Source organism: Achromobacter sp. CF-sbj1-Ac2-l, assembly GCF_052698165.1.
In genome coordinates this window covers 4759308-4777507 of record NZ_CP199855.1, presented here as the reverse complement: position 1 = coordinate 4777507, position 18200 = coordinate 4759308, and the positions used below count along the sequence as shown (strand labels likewise).

The 18200-nt window shown below is 67.6% G+C and carries 15 protein-coding genes and 1 other RNA gene; 11 read left to right on the top strand and 5 right to left on the bottom strand.

Annotation, left to right across the window (positions count from 1 at the left end):
- The first annotated feature begins 409 nt into the window (after positions 1-409).
- The 8 genes from ffs (at position 410) to ACUDCK_RS21810 (ending at position 8038) form a co-directional block, all read left to right on the top strand.
- Positions 410-507, top strand: an RNA gene (gene ffs, locus ACUDCK_RS21845) — signal recognition particle sRNA small type.
- Positions 508-628: 121 nt separating this feature from the next.
- Positions 629-2932, top strand: coding sequence for a DNA polymerase III subunit gamma/tau (gene dnaX, locus ACUDCK_RS21840; protein ID WP_175167542.1), 2304 nt, complete (start codon positions 629-631; stop codon positions 2930-2932).
- 45 nt (positions 2933-2977) lie between these two features.
- Positions 2978-3304, top strand: a complete 327-nt coding sequence (locus ACUDCK_RS21835; RefSeq protein WP_006385500.1) for a YbaB/EbfC family nucleoid-associated protein — start codon at positions 2978-2980, stop codon at positions 3302-3304.
- Positions 3305-3371: 67 nt separating this feature from the next.
- Positions 3372-3980, top strand: coding sequence for a recombination mediator RecR (gene recR / locus ACUDCK_RS21830; RefSeq protein WP_006385499.1), 609 nt, complete (start codon positions 3372-3374; stop codon positions 3978-3980).
- A gap of 96 nt (positions 3981-4076) precedes the next feature.
- On the top strand, positions 4077-5366 hold the full coding sequence (locus ACUDCK_RS21825) for a CaiB/BaiF CoA transferase family protein (protein WP_064524049.1): 1290 nt from the start codon (positions 4077-4079) through the stop codon (positions 5364-5366).
- Complete coding sequence (locus tag ACUDCK_RS21820) at positions 5347-6387, top strand: ABC transporter substrate-binding protein (protein WP_035359350.1); 1041 nt, start codon at positions 5347-5349, stop codon at positions 6385-6387. Before ACUDCK_RS21825 ends, ACUDCK_RS21820 begins: the two co-directional genes overlap by 20 nt.
- Positions 6380-7192 (top strand): ABC transporter ATP-binding protein, encoded by an 813-nt coding sequence (locus tag ACUDCK_RS21815; RefSeq protein ID WP_054501088.1) that lies wholly within the window; start codon positions 6380-6382, stop codon positions 7190-7192. Before ACUDCK_RS21820 ends, ACUDCK_RS21815 begins: the two co-directional genes overlap by 8 nt.
- Before the next feature lie 51 nt (positions 7193-7243).
- Positions 7244-8038: an ABC transporter permease gene (locus tag ACUDCK_RS21810; protein ID WP_049075402.1), complete on the top strand. Its 795-nt coding sequence runs from the start codon at positions 7244-7246 to the stop codon at positions 8036-8038.
- Positions 8039-8081: 43 nt separating this feature from the next.
- Here the strand turns inward: ACUDCK_RS21810 and ACUDCK_RS21805 are convergent, their stop codons facing one another.
- Genes ACUDCK_RS21805 through ACUDCK_RS21790 form a run of 4 tightly spaced genes read right to left on the bottom strand, consistent with a single transcriptional unit; the run spans position 8082 to position 11890 of the window.
- Entirely contained in the window at positions 8082-8663 is a 582-nt protein-coding gene (locus ACUDCK_RS21805) for a biliverdin-producing heme oxygenase (protein WP_064524051.1), read from the bottom strand.
- A complete protein-coding gene (locus tag ACUDCK_RS21800; protein ID WP_116792850.1) occupies positions 8660-9313 on the bottom strand; it encodes a hypothetical protein in 654 nt (217 codons plus the stop codon). Before ACUDCK_RS21800 ends, ACUDCK_RS21805 begins: the two co-directional genes overlap by 4 nt.
- A 7-nt stretch (positions 9314-9320) precedes the next feature.
- Entirely contained in the window at positions 9321-9686 is a 366-nt protein-coding gene (locus ACUDCK_RS21795) for a response regulator (protein WP_054501091.1), read from the bottom strand.
- Complete coding sequence (locus ACUDCK_RS21790; protein WP_175167543.1) at positions 9683-11890, bottom strand: ATP-binding protein; 2208 nt, start codon at positions 11888-11890, stop codon at positions 9683-9685. The genes ACUDCK_RS21795 and ACUDCK_RS21790 overlap by 4 nt, the downstream gene beginning before the upstream one ends.
- Before the next feature lie 166 nt (positions 11891-12056).
- Here ACUDCK_RS21790 and ACUDCK_RS21785 point away from each other — a divergent pair, with 166 nt between their 5' ends.
- Positions 12057-12584, top strand: a complete 528-nt coding sequence (locus ACUDCK_RS21785; protein WP_100504158.1) for a carboxymuconolactone decarboxylase family protein — start codon at positions 12057-12059, stop codon at positions 12582-12584.
- Positions 12585-12616: 32 nt separating this feature from the next.
- Here ACUDCK_RS21785 and tal read toward each other — a convergent pair whose 3' ends face one another.
- Entirely contained in the window at positions 12617-13570 is a 954-nt protein-coding gene (gene tal / locus ACUDCK_RS21780) for a transaldolase (protein WP_054501094.1), read from the bottom strand.
- Positions 13571-13792: 222 nt separating this feature from the next.
- Here tal and carA point away from each other — a divergent pair, with 222 nt between their 5' ends.
- Both carA and carB read left to right on the top strand, forming a co-directional pair.
- Positions 13793-14947, top strand: a complete 1155-nt coding sequence (carA, locus tag ACUDCK_RS21775; protein ID WP_054501095.1) for a glutamine-hydrolyzing carbamoyl-phosphate synthase small subunit — start codon at positions 13793-13795, stop codon at positions 14945-14947.
- Between the two features lie 10 nt (positions 14948-14957).
- A complete protein-coding gene (gene carB / locus ACUDCK_RS21770; RefSeq protein WP_054501096.1) occupies positions 14958-18200 on the top strand; it encodes a carbamoyl-phosphate synthase large subunit in 3243 nt (1080 codons plus the stop codon).

The following is an 18200-nucleotide window of genomic DNA, read 5'->3' as shown; positions in this document are numbered from 1 at the left end:
GTAAAAGCAAGGCAAGCCAAGGCAGAGCCAGGCAAAGCGAAGCGAGCCAAGCGAAGTAAAGGCAAGGCAAGCCAAGGCAGAGCCAGGCAAAGCGAAGCGAGCCAAGCGAAGTAAAGGCAAGGCAAGCCAAGGCAGAGCCAGGCAAAGCGAAGCGAGCCAAGCGAAGTAAAGGCAAGGCAAGCCAAGGCAGAGCCAGGCAAAGCGAAGCGAGCCAAGTGAAGTAAAGGCAAGGTAAGCCAAGACAGAGCCAGGCAAAGCGAAGCGAGCCGCCAAGACAAGCGAAGCAACGTCTTCTCCCCCTCCCCCTCGGGGGGAGGGCCGGGGAGGGGGCGCACATACAGCCCCCCGGGGCCCGCCAAGCAAGAGGCTAGCCGAGCGAGCAACGCGAAGCTCTGCTAGAATCTTGCTTGGCGGGCCCCTTCGCATGGTTCGACGGTGAACCTGGTCAGGTCGGGAACGAAGCAGCCATAGTCGTTTAGGGTCAGTGCCGGAGTAAGGCTCGCCAACCGGTTTTCGCAAAGGGGACGGGGTTGTTTTCCAAGGGGATTTCCCCGGAAGATGATTCCGTCCCCTTTGCATTTCGCGCCGGCAATCGCATCGGCTCTTGCAAAGGCTCTACAATCCCGCCATGACTTATCTGGTACTGGCCCGCAAGTGGCGGCCGCGATCGTTCGATACCCTCGTGGGACAGGATCACGTGGTGCGCGCGCTGACGCATGCGCTCGACACCCAGCGCCTGCACCACGCCTGGCTGTTCACCGGCACCCGCGGCGTCGGCAAGACCACGCTGTCGCGTATCCTGGCCAAATCGCTCAACTGCGAAACCGGCATCACTTCCAAGCCCTGCGGCGTCTGTCGCGCCTGCACCGAGATCGATGCCGGGCGTTTCGTCGACTACCTCGAACTGGACGCGGCCTCCAACCGCGGCGTCGAGGAAATGACCCAGTTGCTGGAGCAGGCCGTCTACGCGCCGGGCGCGGGCCGCTTCAAGGTCTACATGATCGACGAAGTGCACATGCTCACCGGGCACGCGTTCAACGCGATGCTCAAGACGCTGGAAGAGCCGCCGCCGCACGTCAAATTCATCCTCGCCACCACCGATCCGCAGAAGATCCCGGTCACGGTGCTGTCGCGCTGCCTGCAATTCAATCTGAAGCAGATGCCGGCCGACTCCATCGTGGGCCACCTGCAGGCGGTGCTGGGCGAGGAACAGGTCGGCTTCGAAGTGCCCGCCCTGCGGCTGATCGGCCAGGCCGCGTCGGGCTCGATGCGCGATGCGCTGTCGCTGACCGACCAGGCCATCGCCTATAGTGCCGGCAATCTCACCGAGGACGCCGTGCGCGGCATGCTCGGCACCATCGACCAGCGCCACCTGGTGCGCCTGCTGGACGCGCTGTCCACCGGCGACGCCAAGGGCGTGCTGGCGGTGGCCGACGAACTCGCCACCCGCGGCCTGTCGTACGCCGGCGCGCTGGCCGACCTGGCGGTGCTGCTGTCGCGCGTCGCCATCGAGCAGCGCGTGTCCGGCGTGATGCCGGCCGAGGATCCGCTGGCGGCCGACATCGCCCGCCTGGCGCAGACCCTGCATCCCGACGCGGTGCAACTGTTCTACTCGGTGGCGGTGCACAGCCGCGGCGAACTGACGCTGGCGCCGGACGAGTACGCCGGTTTCATCATGGCCTGCCTGCGCATGCTGGCGCTCAACGGTGACGCCGGTCCGCAGACCGCCATCGAAGCGCCCGCCACGCCGGCCCGCCAGACGGCCGAGCCCGCCGTGGCCGCCGCGCAGCCGCCGCAAGCGGCGCCGGTCGCCGCCGCGCCGGTGGTGGAACGGGTCGCGCCGGTGGCGCAACCCGTTGCGCCCACGCCGGTCCCCGTGGCGACAGCCCCCGCGCCGTCCTCCCCCGGCAGCGTGCCGCAAGCGAACGTCGCGCCGGCGCCGGCCGACGCGCCCGCGGCTGTTGCGCCCACTGCGGTGGCTATACCGCCTGTCGCAGCGCCTGTTGCCGCACCCGTCGCCGCGCCCGCCCAGCCGGCCGCTGCCAGCGTGCCGCCTTGGGAAGATGCGCCGACCGCCGCGGGTTCCGCCCCGGCGGCCGTCGACGCCGCTGCCCAGCCGTCGTCCCCCATGAATACCGCCGCGCCGAGCGTGCCGGCCACGGCAGCGCCCGTTGCCGCGCCCGCCGTCGCGGATGCGTCCGCGGCGCGTGCCCCAGCCACGGAGGCCTCCGCCAGCCCGGCGCCCGCCAAGTCGGCCCCGCTGGCCGTGACGCCCGCGGCCGCCGCGGTCGCGCCGGCCGCCGATGATGACGGTCCGCCGTCCTGGGTCGATGAGGAAATCCCGTTCGAGGCCGAAGGCGGCTTCGTGCCTGATGCTGGCTTCGCGCCCGACGGCGGCTTCACGTCCGACCCCGACGACGATTTCGAAACGCTGGCCAGCGCGCCCTCTGTCGCGCCCGCCCCGTCGGCGGCGCCGGCCCGGCGCGAAGGCCCGGCCCCGGCCCGCAAGCGCCAGTCGCGCGCGCGCCTGGCCGACATGACCTCCGCCGCCTGGCCCGAACTGGCCGCGCGCCTGCCGGTCACCGGCCTGGCCGCCGAACTGGCGCGCCAGAGCGAATGGGCCGGCGTGCAGGGCGATGCCATCATCCTGCGCGTGGCCGTCAAGACGCTGGCCGAAAGCGAAAGCCGCGTGCGCCTGCAGACGGTGCTGTGCGAACACTTCGGCCAGGGCATCCGGCTGGACGTGGACGTCGGCGCGGTCGGTGAAGCCACGGCCCACGCCGTGGCCCAGGCCGAGCGCGCGGCGCGCCAGCAGGCCGCCGAGGACGCGGTCGCCGTCGATCCCTTCGTGCAGGCGCTGGTGGCAGACTTCGGCGCCCATGTCGTGGCCGGTTCGATCCGCCACGTCGACTCTCCTTCCGCCGCCGCGTAACGCGCCGGCAAATCCCTACATTCCCTCGTTCAAGGAAGCTCCATCATGATGAAAGGACAACTGGCCGGCCTGATGCGCCAGGCGCAGCAGATGCAGGAAAACATGAAGAAGGCGCAGGACGCGCTGGCCGAGATCCAGGTCGAAGGCGCCTCCGGCGGCGGCCTGGTCAAGGTCACCATGACCTGCCGCCACGACGTCAAGCGCGTCGAAATCGATCCGTCGCTGCTGGCCGACGACAAGGACATGCTGGAAGACCTGGTCGCCGCCGCCTTCAACGACGCGCTGCGCAAGGCCGAAGCCACCTCGCAGGAAAAGATGGCGTCCGTCACCGCCGGCATGCCGCTGCCCCCGGGCATGAAGCTGCCGTTCTGATCGAACGTTCCGGCCGCCGCCGCCCCGGGCGGCGCGGCCTTTGCCGTCCGCAAGTTGCCGTCGTGTCATGGACCCTCTACTGCCCGAACCCGAACCGCTGGTCTCGCTGATCGAGGCGCTGCGGCGCCTGCCCGGCGTGGGTGTGCGTTCCGCGCGACGCATGGCCTATCACCTGTTGCAGCACGACCCCCAGGGCGCCGACATGCTCGGACGCGCGCTGGCCGGCGCCGTGCGCGACCTGCGCCACTGCTCGCGTTGCAACAGCTTCGCCGAAGAAGACGTGTGCGCGACCTGCGCCAATCCCAAGCGCGATCCCTCGCTACTGTGCATCGTCGAGACGCCGGCCGATCAGAACATGATCGAGTCCAGCCACGGCTACCGCGGCCTGTACTACGTGCTGATGGGACGCGTCGCGCCGCTCGAGGGCATCGGCCCGCGCGAGCTGGATTTCGACCGCGTCATCCGCCGCGCCACCGACGGCGTGGTGCAGGAGGTTATCCTGGCCACCAACTTCACCGCCGAAGGCGAGACCACCGCGCATTTCCTGGGCGAGGCCCTGGGCGAGCGCGGCCTGCGGGTCACGCGCCTGGCGCGCGGCGTGCCGGCCGGCAGCGAGCTGGAATACGTGGACGCCGGCACCATCGCCTGGGCGCTGATGGAGCGCAAGACCACCTGACACGCCCCCACAATAGCGCGCCGGCAATGTACCGGCGGGCATTGGAAAAACGGCCCGCCCGCGCGGCGCGGCCTCCACGAGAGGAAGACAACCAACATGTCAGCCCTGACCGGCCTGAAGGTCCTGGAACTCGGCACGCTCATCGCCGGCCCGTTCGCCGCGCGCATCTTCGGCGAATTCGGCGCCGACGTCATCAAGGTGGAAACGCCGCACGGTCCCGACGGCACGGGCGGGGGCGACCCCATTCGCAGTTGGCGCCACCTGCATGAAGGCAATTCGCTGTGGTGGACGGTGCAGGCCCGCAACAAGCAATCCATTGCCCTCAATCTCAAGCATCCCGAGGCCCGCGAAATCGCCCGCAAACTGGCGCTGGACGCCGACGTGGTGGTCGAGAACTACCGCCCCGGCGTGCTCGAGAAGTGGGGCCTGGGCTTCGAGCAGTTGCGCGCCATCAATCCCGCCCTCATCATGGTGCGCCTGTCCGGCTACGGCCAGACCGGCCCGATGAAGGATCAACCGGGCTTCGGCGCCATCGGCGAATCCATGGGCGGCCTGCGCTACGTGTCGGGGCATCCCGACCGGCCGCCGCTGCGGGTCGGCATCTCGATCGGCGATTCGATCGCCGCGCTGCATGGCGTGATCGGCGCGATGATGGCGCTGCGCCACCGCGACGCCACCGGCGGCCGCTGGAACGGCGTGCAGGGCGAAGGATGCCAGGCGGGGCAGGGCCAGATGGTCGACGTGGCGCTGTATGAGGCCGTGTTCAACATGATGGAAAGCCTGGTGCCCGAATATGACGTGGCCGGCGTGGTGCGCGAACGCACCGGCGGCGCGCTGCCCGGCATCGTGCCGTCCAACACCTACACCACGCGCGACGGCCAGAACATCGTCATCGCCGGCAATGGCGACGCGATCTTCCACCGCCTGATGCTGGCCATCGGCCGCGACGACCTTGCCTCGGACCCGGACCTGGTGCGCAACGATGGCCGCGCCCGCCGGGTCGCCGAGATCGACGGCGCCATCCAGCAATGGTGCGATGGCCGCGGCATCGAGGAAGCGCTCAACACCCTGAAGGCGGCCGACGTGCCGGTCGGCAAGATCTACAGCGTGGCCGACATGTTCAGCGATCCGCAGTTCCTGGCGCGCCGCATGATCGAGCAGCACCACTTCGCCGACGGCAGTCCGGTCAAGCTGCCTGCGGTGGTGCCCAAGCTCTCGGAAACCCCGGGCGGCACCCGCTGGATCGGTCCGTCATTAGGGGAACATACCGAGGAAGTCCTGAAATCGCTGGGGTATGATTCAGCGGCTATCGACAAGCTGGCGCAGACCGGCGCTATCGGTATCCCCGCACCCAAGGAGACAACACATGTCAGTCACACGTCGTGATCTGCTCAAGATGGCCGGCGCCGCCGGCGTCATGGGCATGGCCCCCGCCATCGTGCGCGCCCAGAAGCTGGAGAAGACCAAGGTCCAGATCGCCGTGGGCGGCAAGCCCCTGATCTACTACCTGCCGCTGTCCATCGCCGAGGCGCGCGGTTACTTCAAGGACGAGGGCCTGGACGTCTCCATCGCCGACTTCGCCGGCGGCTCCAAGGCGCTGCAGGCCGTGGTGGGCGGCAGCGCCGACGTGGTCTCGGGCGCCTTCGAGCACACCCTTGCCATGCAATCGAAGGGCCAGGCCTACCGCGCCTTCGTGCTGCAGGGCCGCGCGCCGATGATCGGCGTGGGCGTCTCCAAGAAGAACCTGCCCAACTACAAGGGCCCGGCCGACCTGAAGGGCAAGAAGATCGGCGTGACCGCGCCGGGCTCGTCCACCAACATGGTGGTCAGCTTCTTCCTGGCCAAGCACGGCCTGAAGGCTTCCGACGTTTCCATCATCGGCGTGGGCGCTGGCGCCGGCGCGGTGACCGCGCTGCGCAGCGGCCAGATCGACGCCATCTCCAACACCGACCCCGTGGTGTCGATGCTGGAAATGCCGGGTGACATCCAGATCATCGTCGACACCCGCACGCTCAAGGACACGCAGGACATCTTCGGCGGCAACATGCCGGCCGGCTGCCTGTACGCGCCGCAGGCGTTCGTCGACGCCAATCCGAATACCGTGCAGGCGCTCACCAACGCCATGGTGCGCGCCGACAAGTGGATCCAGAAGGCCGGTCCCGACGAGATCGCCAAGGTCGTGCCGGAAACGTACCTGCTGGGCGACCCGGCGGTGTACAAGGCCGCCATCGGCAAGAGCCTCGAGGGCCTGTCGCCCGACGGCATGATCCCCGAGGACGGCGCCGCCACCGCGCTCAAGGCCCTGGCTGCGTACCAGGCGGATTTCGACGGCGCCAAGATCGATCCGTCCAAGGTCTGGACCAACGATTTCGCCCGCCGCGCCAACGAGAAGTACCCCAATGGCTGAAGCCGCGCTATCGCTGGAAAACATCAGCTGCACCTTCGTCTCCCGCGACGACCGCTCGCAGCGCTACACCGCCGTCAGCGACACGAGCCTGGCCATCGCGCCGGGCGAGTTCGTGTCGGTGGTGGGCCCCACGGGCTGCGGCAAGTCCACCCTGCTCAACGTCAGCGCCGGCCTGCTGGCGCCGTCGTCGGGCCAGGTAAAGGTCTTCGGCCAGCCGCTGTCGGGCATCAATTCGCGCGCCGGGTACATGTTCCAGGGCGAGGCGCTGCTGCCTTGGCGCAGCGCGCTCGACAACGTGGTGGCCGGGCTGGATTTCGCCGGCGTGCCGCGTGACGAGGCGCTCGAGCGCGGCCGCGACTGGATGCGCCGCGTCGGCCTGGGCGGCTTCGAGAGCCGCTATCCGCACCAGATGTCCGGCGGCATGCGCAAGCGCGCCATGCTGGCGCAGACGCTGATCCGCGACCCCGACATCATCCTCATGGACGAGCCGTTCTCGGCGCTCGACATCCAGACGCGCCAACTGATGGAAAACGAGGTGCTGGACCTGTGGATGGCCAAGCGCAAGGCGGTGCTGTTCATCACCCATGACCTGGACGAAGCCATCGCCATGAGCGACCGCGTGGTGGTGCTGTCGGCCGGGCCAGGCACGCATCCCATCGGCGAATTCGCCATCGACCTGCCGCGTCCGCGCGACGTGGCCGAGGTGCGCAACAACCTGCGCTTCGTCGAACTGCATGCGGCCATCTGGGCCGTGCTGCGCGAGGAAGTGCTCAAGGGCTATGCCCAACAACAGAAGCGGGCCTGAGGCCGTGCCTGATCCCGGCCACGCCCGCTTCCCCATGAACAGGCCCTGACCATGTCCAAGTCGTTCAAACCAGGTTCCGCCAGCCTGCGCTTCTGGCAGTTGCTGCTGCTCGTCGTCATCCTGGGCGTGTGGCATTTCGCCTCGCGCGATTCCAAGGTGGCGTTCTTCTTCGGCGAGCCCCTCAAGGTATGGGGCCGCATCTGGGCCTGGTTCGTCACCAACGCCGACATCTACACCCACCTGTGGGTCACGCTGACCGAAACCGTGCTGGCCTTTTTCATCGGCACCATCGCCGGCCTGGCCTTCGGCCTGTGGCTGGGCCTGTCGCCGCGCGCCAGCGCGATTCTCGATCCCTACATCAAGGCGGCCAACTCCATGCCGCGCGTGATCCTGGCGCCGATCTTCGGCATGTGGTTCGGGCTCGGCATCTGGTCCAAGGTGGCGCTGGCGGTGACGCTGGTGTTCTTCATCGTCTTCTTCAACGTCTACCAGGGCGTGCGCGAAGTCAGTCCGACGCTGCTGGACAACGCCCGCATGCTGGGCGCGCGCCGGCGCCAGTTGCTGCGCCACGTCTACCTGCCGTCGGCCACCAGTTGGGTGTTCTCCAGCCTGCACACCTCGGTGGGCCTGGCCTTCGTCGGCGCGGTGGTGGGCGAATACCTGGGCTCGGCCAGCGGCGTCGGCTACCTGATCCTGCAGGCCGAGGGCACCTTCGACGTCAACACGGTGTTCGCCGGCATCGTGGTGCTGACCGCGTTCGCGCTGGTGCTGGATTACATCGTCGGGATCGGTGAAAAACGTTTGATGAAGTGGCAGCCGAAGTCGGGCGAGACCGAGAAGATCTGACCCGCTGGCCGTCCCGGAGCCGCGCGCTGGCGCGGCCCGGCGGCTATCGCTGGCCCGGGCTCTGCAGGGCGCCCTGGTCCCGGAGCCAGGCGGCGAGGCTGTCGAACGCGTCGCGCGCGCCTTTCAGCGCCTGCGTTTCCTGTCCTTGCGCCGCCACGTCCAGGTGTTGCAGGAAACCCTTCCACAGTGGTCCGACCTCATCGCCATAGCCGCGCAGGTAGCGCAGCGGCAACGGCGGATCGGCGGCTTCGAGCCGCTTGGCCAGGAAGCGTCCTCCCAATTGCGAACCCTCGACCACGTAAGCCACGCCCAGCGCATAGGCGTCGGCCGCCAGCGGGCGCGGCGCATCGGGACATTGCGGAACCGGCGCGCTGTCGCCCGCCGCCCGCAGGTCGGCACGGATCAACGCGCTTTTGCCGTCCCGGTCCGCAGCCCGCAACGAGGCGGGCCAGTCCAGTTGCCACAGCCGGCTTTCCACCGGTTCAAGCCAGCCCAGCATGGCGCGCAGATAAGCCACATAGCGGGCCGGGCTGACGTTGCCATCGGCCAGCGCCAGCCCCATATCCAGGGCCTCGTGGCGGTCGCGCGTGCCGTCGCGCAGGAGTTGGTGCACCGGGGAGATCATGCGGGCTCATTGCCGGGGGCGGCGTTGCGGTGCAAGGACCAGATCTGCGGCTGCCGCTCGAAGCGCCAGCCTGAATCGGCGGCCAGCCATTCGATGTCGCGCGCGTCGAACAGCGCGGGCCCGTCCGGCGCCTGCGCGGGCACGGCGAAGCGGGCATGCCATGCCGAGGGGTCAGCCGTGTCGAGCTCCACTTCGGCGTCTTCGGGCAGCCAGGCCACCAGGCACAGCAGCCAGGCCATGAGCAGATAACGACTGCTGAAAGCGGGCAGTTCGAGCATGCCCGGGTCCTCGGGCCAGCGGACCCGGCGCTTGGACCACATCAATTGCGAGAACAGCAGCTTGCGGCATTCCTTGAGCAGCGTTGCCAGCGGCAGCATCGCGCCGTTGTCGCTGAACCACTGGTCGAGGTCGCGGATCACGCTGACGCTGTCTTCCAGCATATCGTTGAGGTCTCCGGCGAGCCGTTCGCAGCGCTGCTGCCGGGCCTCGGCATCCGCGCCTTCCGGCGCGTGGCCCAGCATCGCCGCCGCCAAGGTGGCGTTCGATAGCGGCGCGATGGCCTCATGGCGCAGCACCGGGAATATCTGCGCCAGCACCTTCAGCCGTACGCCTTGCGCGGCCAGCGCCTGGGCGGAAATATCGACTTGCATGGCGGTGTCAACCTGCCTGGCGCAGCACGGTCAGCAGCGCATCGGGGTCGGCGGGCTTTTCGATCCAGCCATCGAAGAGGGCGGTGGCGTCTTCGTGCCGTTCATGCCGCGCCAGGCCGCTCAGGGCGTAGATGCGCGATGACACATTGCGTTCGCGCAGCCGGCGGGCCAGCTCGTAGCCGTCCATGTCGGGAAGCAGGATGTCGACCAGCACTGCTTCGGGAGCGAACGTGGCGGCCTGCCGCAGCGCGTCTTCGCCAGTACCTGCGCAGCGCGCTTCCAGGCCGGACAGCGCCAGGAATTCGGCCAGCAGTTCCGAGCCCATTTCATTGTCGTCAACCAGCAGGACGCGTAGGGCGCGCTCGTCGTTCAAGGGGTGTCTCCAGATTCGGGGATCTGCGGCGCATCCTGGTCGCGCGGCAGGGTAACGGTGAAAATGACCAGGCCGTCGCGGCAGTCGACGGCGATCTCGCCCTGGTGGTCGCGCACCACCTGTTCGGCGATGTACAGGCCGAGCCCGAGGCCATTGCGGTTGCGCGACTGGCCCAGGGATTCGGGCTTGAAGGGCGAGAACAGGTGCGCCATGACCTCGTCGGGGATCGGCGCGCCATGGTTGGCCACGGTAAGTTCGATGGTGTCGCCACGCGGCATCGCGCTGACGTGGATCGGCATGCGCGGCGCGCCATGCTGGCGGGCGTTGCTCATCAGGTTGGTGACCACCTGGGCGATGCGGTCGGTGTCGGCCGTCAGCACCAGGTCGGGGTGCACGTCCGGCTCGATGAGCAGGCCGGGATAGGCCTGGCGCTTTTCCTCGATCAGACCGTTCAGGAGGTCGGACAGGCGGCATTCGCGCTTTTCGATGCCAAGCCCCATGCCGCCCTGCAGCCGGGATAGATCCAGCACCTGCGAGATCAGCCGCTGCATGCGTCCGCTGGAATAGCGGATGCGCTCGCCCATGCGCGCGCCGGCGTCGGTCCGCGAAAGCAGCGTGGCCGCCATGGAAATCGATTGCAGCGGATCGCGCAGGTCATGGCCCAGCATCGCCAGCAGCGCGGTGCGGGCGCGGTCGACGTCGGCGGCGCGGCTGGTGGCAATGTGCGACAGCTCGTCGCGCAGGTTGTCGGCCGCCTCGAGTTCGGCCGGCAGCCAGGGCGGGCTGGTGTCGCGCATGACCTCGCGCCAGGCCTCGAACGAGCCGCGCGGAGTCAGGCGCGGCCCCAGGTTGCCCACCGCGTATTGCTTTTCGGGTTTGCCGCCCCACACCACGGTCTCGATCTGTTCGCGCCGCAACCAGATCAGCCAACCATTGTTCATGGGATCGAACTTGCACGCCAGCAGGCCCGCATAGGGCACCAGGTCGGTCTGCAGCTCGGGATAGTCGCGCGCGATGTGGTTGGTGTGGACGACACGTTGCCCGCTCTGGTCCAGCGCGCACAGGATGCCGGCAAGTTCGCCGCGCGGCGCGATGCCTCCGAATACCGTGACGCTGTTGCCCCACAGGCACAGCGCGGCGTCGTTGGCGATCAGCGAGGCGGGCGTTTCCGGGCCGCCGGAAAGGGCCTGGTGGATGTTTTCGGAATCCGACGCGCGCTCGGTCAACCGGCTGACCAGCGCGGCATTGCGCCGTGTCTGCGCGGCGCGGTCGTTGCCCTCGATGGTCGCCAGCGCCGCGGACAGCACCTGCGCCAGCGCCTCGCAGGCCAGCCGGGCCGGGTAGGGGACCAGGCGCGGCGAATGGTGGTGGCACGCGATCATGCCCCAGAGCCTGCCGCCGATCACCAGCGACAGGCTCATGGTGGCGCGCACGCCCATGTTCGCCATGTATTCCAGATGGACCGGCGACACGCTGCGCAGCACCGAGAAGCTCATGTCGAGCGGCGCGTCGATGCCGTCCTGCGCCAGCACCCGCACCGGCCGGTACTGGCCGTCGGCGATCTGGCGCAAGGTATTCACGGTGTACAGGCGGCGCGCCTGGGCCGGAATGTCGCCGGCGGGATAGCGGCGCCCGACCCAGTCCTCGAGCGCGGGATCGCCGCGCCGCTCGGCCACGATCTCGCCGCTGTCGTCAGGATGGAAGCGATAGGCCATGACGCGGTCGAAGCCGGTGGCGCGTTGCACCTCTTGGACGGCGCGCTCCAGCAGGCCGGCGATGTCGCGCTGGGCCCGCACGCGCTCGATGCTGCGGTAGATCAGCGCCTGATCGGCGATGCAGGCGTCGTTGCCGCGGCGCTCGAGTTCGATCAGCGTCAGTTCGTCGGTGTTGCGGTGGGCGATGACGTCGTAGACGTGCCCGTCCAGCGAGATGCTGAGCGGATCGAAGACGGGATCGTCCTGAGACAGCCAGCCTGGCAGGTTCCGCGCCAGGCCCGGCGGCAGCGAAGCCGGATCGCAGCGATAGCCCAATGCGACCGGCATCCCCAGCACCTGCGGCGCGTTTTCGCTGGCGTAGCGCAACACGCCCGCGGCATCGAAGGCGAGCAACGCGCCCAGGGGCTGGATCGCGCCCGGGACGTGAATCGGTTCGCTGTCGCAGTTCGCGAGCGTGACTGGCGGATGCGACTGGGTGGGCGCATTCATTCTAGGCTTGTCCTGGAGGTGCGCAATGTGTTGTCATTATGTCAAAGTTCTTGCGAATGTGTGCATATGCAGCGTAGGGGATTTTGGCGCGCGCCGCCTCGTCTTTTGGGCGTCCACCATCCCCCTGGCCGTTTGGCGCAAGCGGCCGGATTATTCCGGAGTTTCCATGGCGCGTCTTCCCTACGCCGATCTGTCCCATCCCGAAGCGCGACCCCTGGTCGACCGCATCGTCGCCGAACGCGGCAGCGTGCTGCACTTGTACCAGATGTTGCTGCACAGCCCGGCCGTGGCCGGCGGCTGGCTCAACTACCTGACCTCGATCCGGCAGTTGTCGACCCTGCCGGGCGACATCCGCGAATTGGTGATCATGCGGGTGGCGGCGATCAACGGCGCGCCCTACGAGGCCGACCAGCATGCGCCGATCGCGCTGAAAGAGGGCGTGTCGCAGGCCCAACTGGACGCCTTGTCCGATTGGGAGGCCTCGTCCCTCTTCAGCGAGCGCGAGCGCGCCGTGCTGGCCTACACCGACGCCATGACGCGCCAGGTGCAGGTGCCCGAGCCGGTGTTCCAGGCGGCCCGCGCCGCCATGGGATCCGACAAGCTGACCGTGGAATTGACCGCCACCGTGGCGGCCTACAACATGGTGTCACGCTTCCTGGAAGCGCTGCAGGTGCATTCGCACGATCATCGCTGAGCGCGCCCGGCCAATGCCGGCCGGGCAAGCGGTCAGGCGCGTTGCGCTTCGATCAGCGCGTCCAGCTTGATGGCGTCAGCCACGAACGCGCGGATGCCTTCGGCCAGCTTGTCGCTGGCCATGGCGTCGTCATTGAGCAGGGTGCGGAACGCCACTTCATCCGAGGCGATGCGGGCGATATCGCCGCTCACCGCGTCGGCGCGCAGTTGCGCCGGGGCGTCGCCTTCGGTCTGCGCGAGCTGGGTCAGCAGCTCGGGGCTGATGGTCAGCAGGTCGCAGCCCGACAGCGCCAGGATCTGGCCGACGTTGCGGAAGCTGGCGCCCATGATCTCGGTGGCGATGCCGAAACGCTTGTAGTACTGGTAGATGCGGGTCACCGACTGCACGCCGGGGTCGCGCGCGCCGGCGTGGTCGGCTTCGACCCAATTGGCGCCCGCGGCCTTCTTGTGCCAGTCGTAGATGCGGCCGACGAACGGCGAGATCAACTGCACCTGGGCATCGGCGCAGGCCACCGCCTGCGGCAGCGAGAACAGCAGCGTCAGGTTGCAGCGCACGCCCTCGGCCTGCAGCGCGCGGGCCGCCTGGATGCCTTCCCAGGTGGATGCGATCTTGATCAGCACCCGTTCGCGTGGCACGCCGGCGGCTTCGTACAGGGCGATCAGGGCGCGGGCGCGCTCGATGGTGGCGCGGGTGTCGAACGACAGGCGCGCGTCCACTTCGGTCGAGACGCGGCCGGGCACGATGTCCAGGATGGCGCGGCCAAAGGCGACCAGCAGGCGGTCCATCAATTCGGGCGTGGGGGCGCCGCGGTGGTCGCGCGCGGTCTTTTCCAGCAGCGGGCGGTAGGCATCCTGCTGCACGGCCTTCAAAATAAGGGACGGGTTTGTGGTGGCGTCGGTGGGCCGCAGCGCCTTCATCGCTTCGAAATCGCCGGTGTCGGCGACGACGGTGGTGTGATTGCGCAGGGCGTCAAGTTGGCTGGACATGGACAATACGGCTCGCAGCATCAGGGTTGAAGGTGCTTTAGCGTATCACCGCGCCGCCGGCCGCGCTGTCACCGTTGGTAGGCCGGCGGCGGGCCGTGATCGGCCTGGCGCGGCGGCTGAAATCTCCGATCTCAGCCTTATTTGGCGCGGTTCCCCGGGAAAAACGCCCGCTCAAGGTATAATTCCAAGGTTTGATTATCGATTCTAAAACCGGGGTTTACTGTGCTGCCGCAACTCTTTCCCGAGGGGATCAACCGCTTCCCTCCTGCAATTCTGGCTCTGGCGGACGGTACCATTTTTCGAGGCGTGTCGATCGGTGCGCCTGGGCATACCGTTGCCGAAGTGGTGTTCAACACCGCGATGACCGGGTACCAGGAAATTCTCACCGATCCCAGCTATAGCGGCCAGATCGTCACGCTGACCTATCCGCATATCGGCAACACCGGCGTCAACGCCGAGGACGTCGAAGCCAACCGCGTCTACGCCGCCGGCCTGGTGGTGCGCGACTGTCCCGCCCGCGTGTCGAACTTCCGTTCCACGCAATCGCTGCCCGAGTACCTGTCCGAGCAGGGCATCGTCGCCATTTCCGGCGTCGACACCCGCAAGCTGACCCGCATCCTGCGTGAAAAGGGCGCCCAGGGCGCCTGCATCTTCGTTGGTTCGGACGCCGACCGCGCCGTCGAACTGGCCCGCGGCTTTGCCGGCATGGCCGGCCAGGACCTGGCCAAGGTCGTGTCCATCAAGGACAGCACCACCTGGACCCAGGGCACCTGGCAACTGGGCGAAGGCTACACCCAGCCGGACCAGTCCAAATTCCATGTCGTCGCCTACGACTTCGGCATCAAGTCCAACATTCTGCGCCTGCTGGCCGACCGCGGCTGCCGCCTGACGCTGGTGCCGGCCCAGACCAGCGCCGAGGACGTGCTGAAGCTCAATCCCGACGGCGTGTTCCTGTCCAACGGCCCCGGCGACCCCGAGCCCTGCGACTACGCCATCGACGCCACCCGCGTGTTCCTGGACAAGAAGCTGCCGGTGTTCGGCATCTGCCTGGGCCACCAGATCATGGGCCTGGCCGTCGGCGGCAAGACGCTCAAGATGAAGACCGGCCACCACGGCGCCAACCACCCGGTGCAGGACCTGGCCTCCAAGCGCGTCTTCATCACCAGCCAGAACCACGGTTTCGCGGTCGATGCGGCCAGCCTGCCGGCCAATGCGCGCGTCACGCACGTCTCGCTGTTCGACGGCACGCTGCAGGGCTTCGAGCTCACCGACCGTCCGGCCTTCTGCTTCCAGGGCCACCCCGAAGCCAGCCCCGGTCCGCACGACATCCTGGAGCTGTTCGACAAGTTCATCAGCCTGATGTCCGGCCAAAAGTAAAGATTGCATCATGCCCAAGCGTACAGACCTAAAAAGCATTCTCATCATCGGCGCCGGCCCCATCATCATCGGGCAGGCCTGCGAATTCGACTATTCCGGCGCGCAAGCGTGCAAGGCGCTCAAGGCCGAGGGTTACCGCACCATCCTGGTGAACAGCAACCCCGCCACGATCATGACGGACCCGGAAACGGCCGACGTCACCTACATCGAGCCCATCACCTGGCAGGCCGTCGAAAAGATCATCGAGCGTGAAAAGCCCGATGCGCTGCTGCCCACCATGGGCGGCCAGACCGCGCTGAACTGCGCGCTCGACCTGGCCCGCCATGGCGTGCTGAAAAAGCACAACGTCGAACTGATCGGCGCCAACGAGCACGCCATCGAAAAGGCCGAGGACCGCCAGAAGTTCAAACAGGCCATGACCGACATCGGCCTGGAATCGGCCAAGTCGGGCGTCGCCCATAGCATGGACGAAGCCTGGGAAGTGCAGCGCCGCATCGCCGCGGAAGTCGGCACCTCGGGCTTCCCCGCCGTGATCCGCCCCAGCTTCACCATGGGCGGCTCGGGCGGCGGCATCGCCTACAACGCCGAAGAATTCGAAACCATCTGCCGCCGCGGCCTGGAAGCCTCGCCCACCAGCGAGCTGCTGATCGAAGAGTCGCTGCTGGGCTGGAAGGAATTCGAGATGGAAGTGGTCCGCGACAAGGCGGACAACTGCATCATCGTCTGCTCCATCGAGAACCTGGACCCCATGGGCGTGCACACTGGTGACTCGATCACCGTGGCGCCGGCCCAGACGCTGACCGACAAGGAATACCAGATCATGCGTAACGCATCGATCGCGGTGTTGCGCGAGATCGGCGTGGACACGGGCGGCTCGAACGTGCAGTTCGCGGTCAACCCCAAGAACGGCCGCATGATCGTCATCGAGATGAACCCGCGCGTGTCGCGTTCGTCGGCGCTGGCGTCCAAGGCCACCGGTTTCCCCATCGCCAAGGTCGCCGCGCGCCTGGCCGTGGGCTACACGCTGGACGAGCTCAAGAACGAAATCACCGGCGGCGCCACGCCCGCCTCGTTCGAGCCGTCGATCGACTACGTGGTCACCAAGGTGCCGCGTTTCGCCTTCGAGAAATTCCCCACCGCCGACGCGCGCCTGACCACCCAGATGAAGTCCGTGGGCGAAGTCATGGCCATCGGCCGCACCTTCCAGGAATCGTTCCAGAAGGCGCTGCGCGGCCTGGAAGTCGGCGTCGACGGCCTGAACCAGAAGACCACCGACCGCGAAAAGCTGCAGGTCGAGCTGGGCGAACCCGGTCCGGAACGCATCTGGTACGTGGGCGACGCCTTCGCGCAGGGCTTCACGCTGGACGAAGTGCACAACATCACGCACATCGACCCCTGGTTCCTGTCGCAGATCAAGGAAATCGTCGATATCGAGCTGGCGCTCGAACAGAAGACGCTGTCCGACCTGGACTACGCCACCCTCTGGGAACTGAAGCGCCGCGGTTTCTCCGACCGTCGCCTGGCGTTCCTGCTGGACACGGTCGAATCCGAAGTGCGCAAGCTGCGTCACCAGTTGAACGTGCGCCCGGTCTACAAGCGCGTGGACACCTGCGCCGCCGAATTCGCCACCCGCACGGCCTACATGTACTCGACCTACGAGGAAGAGTGCGAAGCCGCGCCCACCGACCGCAAGAAGATCGTGGTGCTGGGCGGTGGCCCGAACCGCATCGGCCAGGGCATCGAGTTCGACTACTGCTGCGTGCATGCCGCGCTGGCGCTGCGTGACGACGGGTACGAGACCATCATGGTCAACTGCAACCCGGAAACCGTCTCCACCGACTACGACACCTCCGACCGCCTGTACTTCGAGCCGTTGACGCTGGAAGACGTGCTGGAGATCGTCCACAAGGAAAATCCGGTCGGCATGATCGTCCAGTACGGCGGCCAGACCCCGCTGAAGCTGGCGCGCGCGCTGGAAGCCAACGGCGTGCCGATCATCGGCACCAGCCCGGAATCCATCGACATCGCCGAAGACCGCGAGCGTTTCCAGAAGCTGCTGAACAAGCTCGGCCTGCGCCAGCCGCCCAACCGCACGGCCCGCACGGAAGCCGAGGCCCTGGCCCACGCCGCCGAGATCGGCTACCCGCTGGTGGTGCGTCCCAGCTACGTGCTGGGCGGCCGTGCCATGGAAATCGTGCACGAGCAGCAGGACCTCGAACGCTACATGCGCGAGGCCGTGAAGGTCAGCAATGACTCGCCCGTGCTGCTGGACCGCTTCCTGAACAACGCCACCGAAGTCGACGTGGACTGCCTGGCCGACGGCGAAACCGTCTTCATCGGCGGCGTCATGGAACACATCGAGCAGGCCGGCGTGCACTCGGGCGACTCCGCCTGCAGCTTGCCGCCGTACTCGCTGTCGGCCGACGTCATCGCCGAGATCAAGCGCCAGACCGGCATGATGGCCAAGGCCCTGAACGTCAGCGGCCTGATGAACGTGCAGTTCGCCATCCAGGGCGGCGATGTCTACGTGCTGGAAGTGAACCCGCGCGCTTCGCGCACGGTGCCCTACGTGTCCAAGGCCACCGGCCTGCAACTGGCCAAGATCGCCGCGCGCGCCATGGCCGGCCAGACGCTGGCGGCCCAGGGCGTCACCCGCGAAGTCGTGCCGCCTTACTTCTCGGTCAAGGAAGCCGTGTTCCCGTTCGTGAAGTTCCCGGGCGTGGACACCATCCTCGGCCCGGAAATGAAGTCGACCGGCGAAGTCATGGGCGTGGGCACCAGCTTCGGCGAGGCCTTCGTCAAGTCGCAGCTTGCCGCCGGCGTGCGCCTGCCGGAATCCGGCACGGTGTTCATCAGCGTCAAGAACCAGGACAAGCCCCGCGCCGTCGAAGTGGCGCGCGGCCTGCACGCCCTGGGCTTCAAGCTGGTGGCCACGCGCGGCACCGCGGCCGAGATCGAAGCGGCGGGCATTCCCGTGCAACTGGTCAACAAGGTCACGGAAGGCCGTCCGCACATCGTCGACATGGTCAAGAACGGCGAGATCGCGCTGGTCATCAACACCGTCGAAGAGCGCCGCAACGCCATTGCCGACTCGCGTACCATCCGTACGCAGGCGCTGGCTGCGCGCGTGACCTTCTTCACCACCATCGCCGGTGCGCGTGCCGCGGTCGAGGGCATGCAGTACCTGCGTCAAGGCCTCGGCCTGCAGGTGTATCCGCTGCAGGAACTTCACGCGTCCTTGTTGGACAAATAG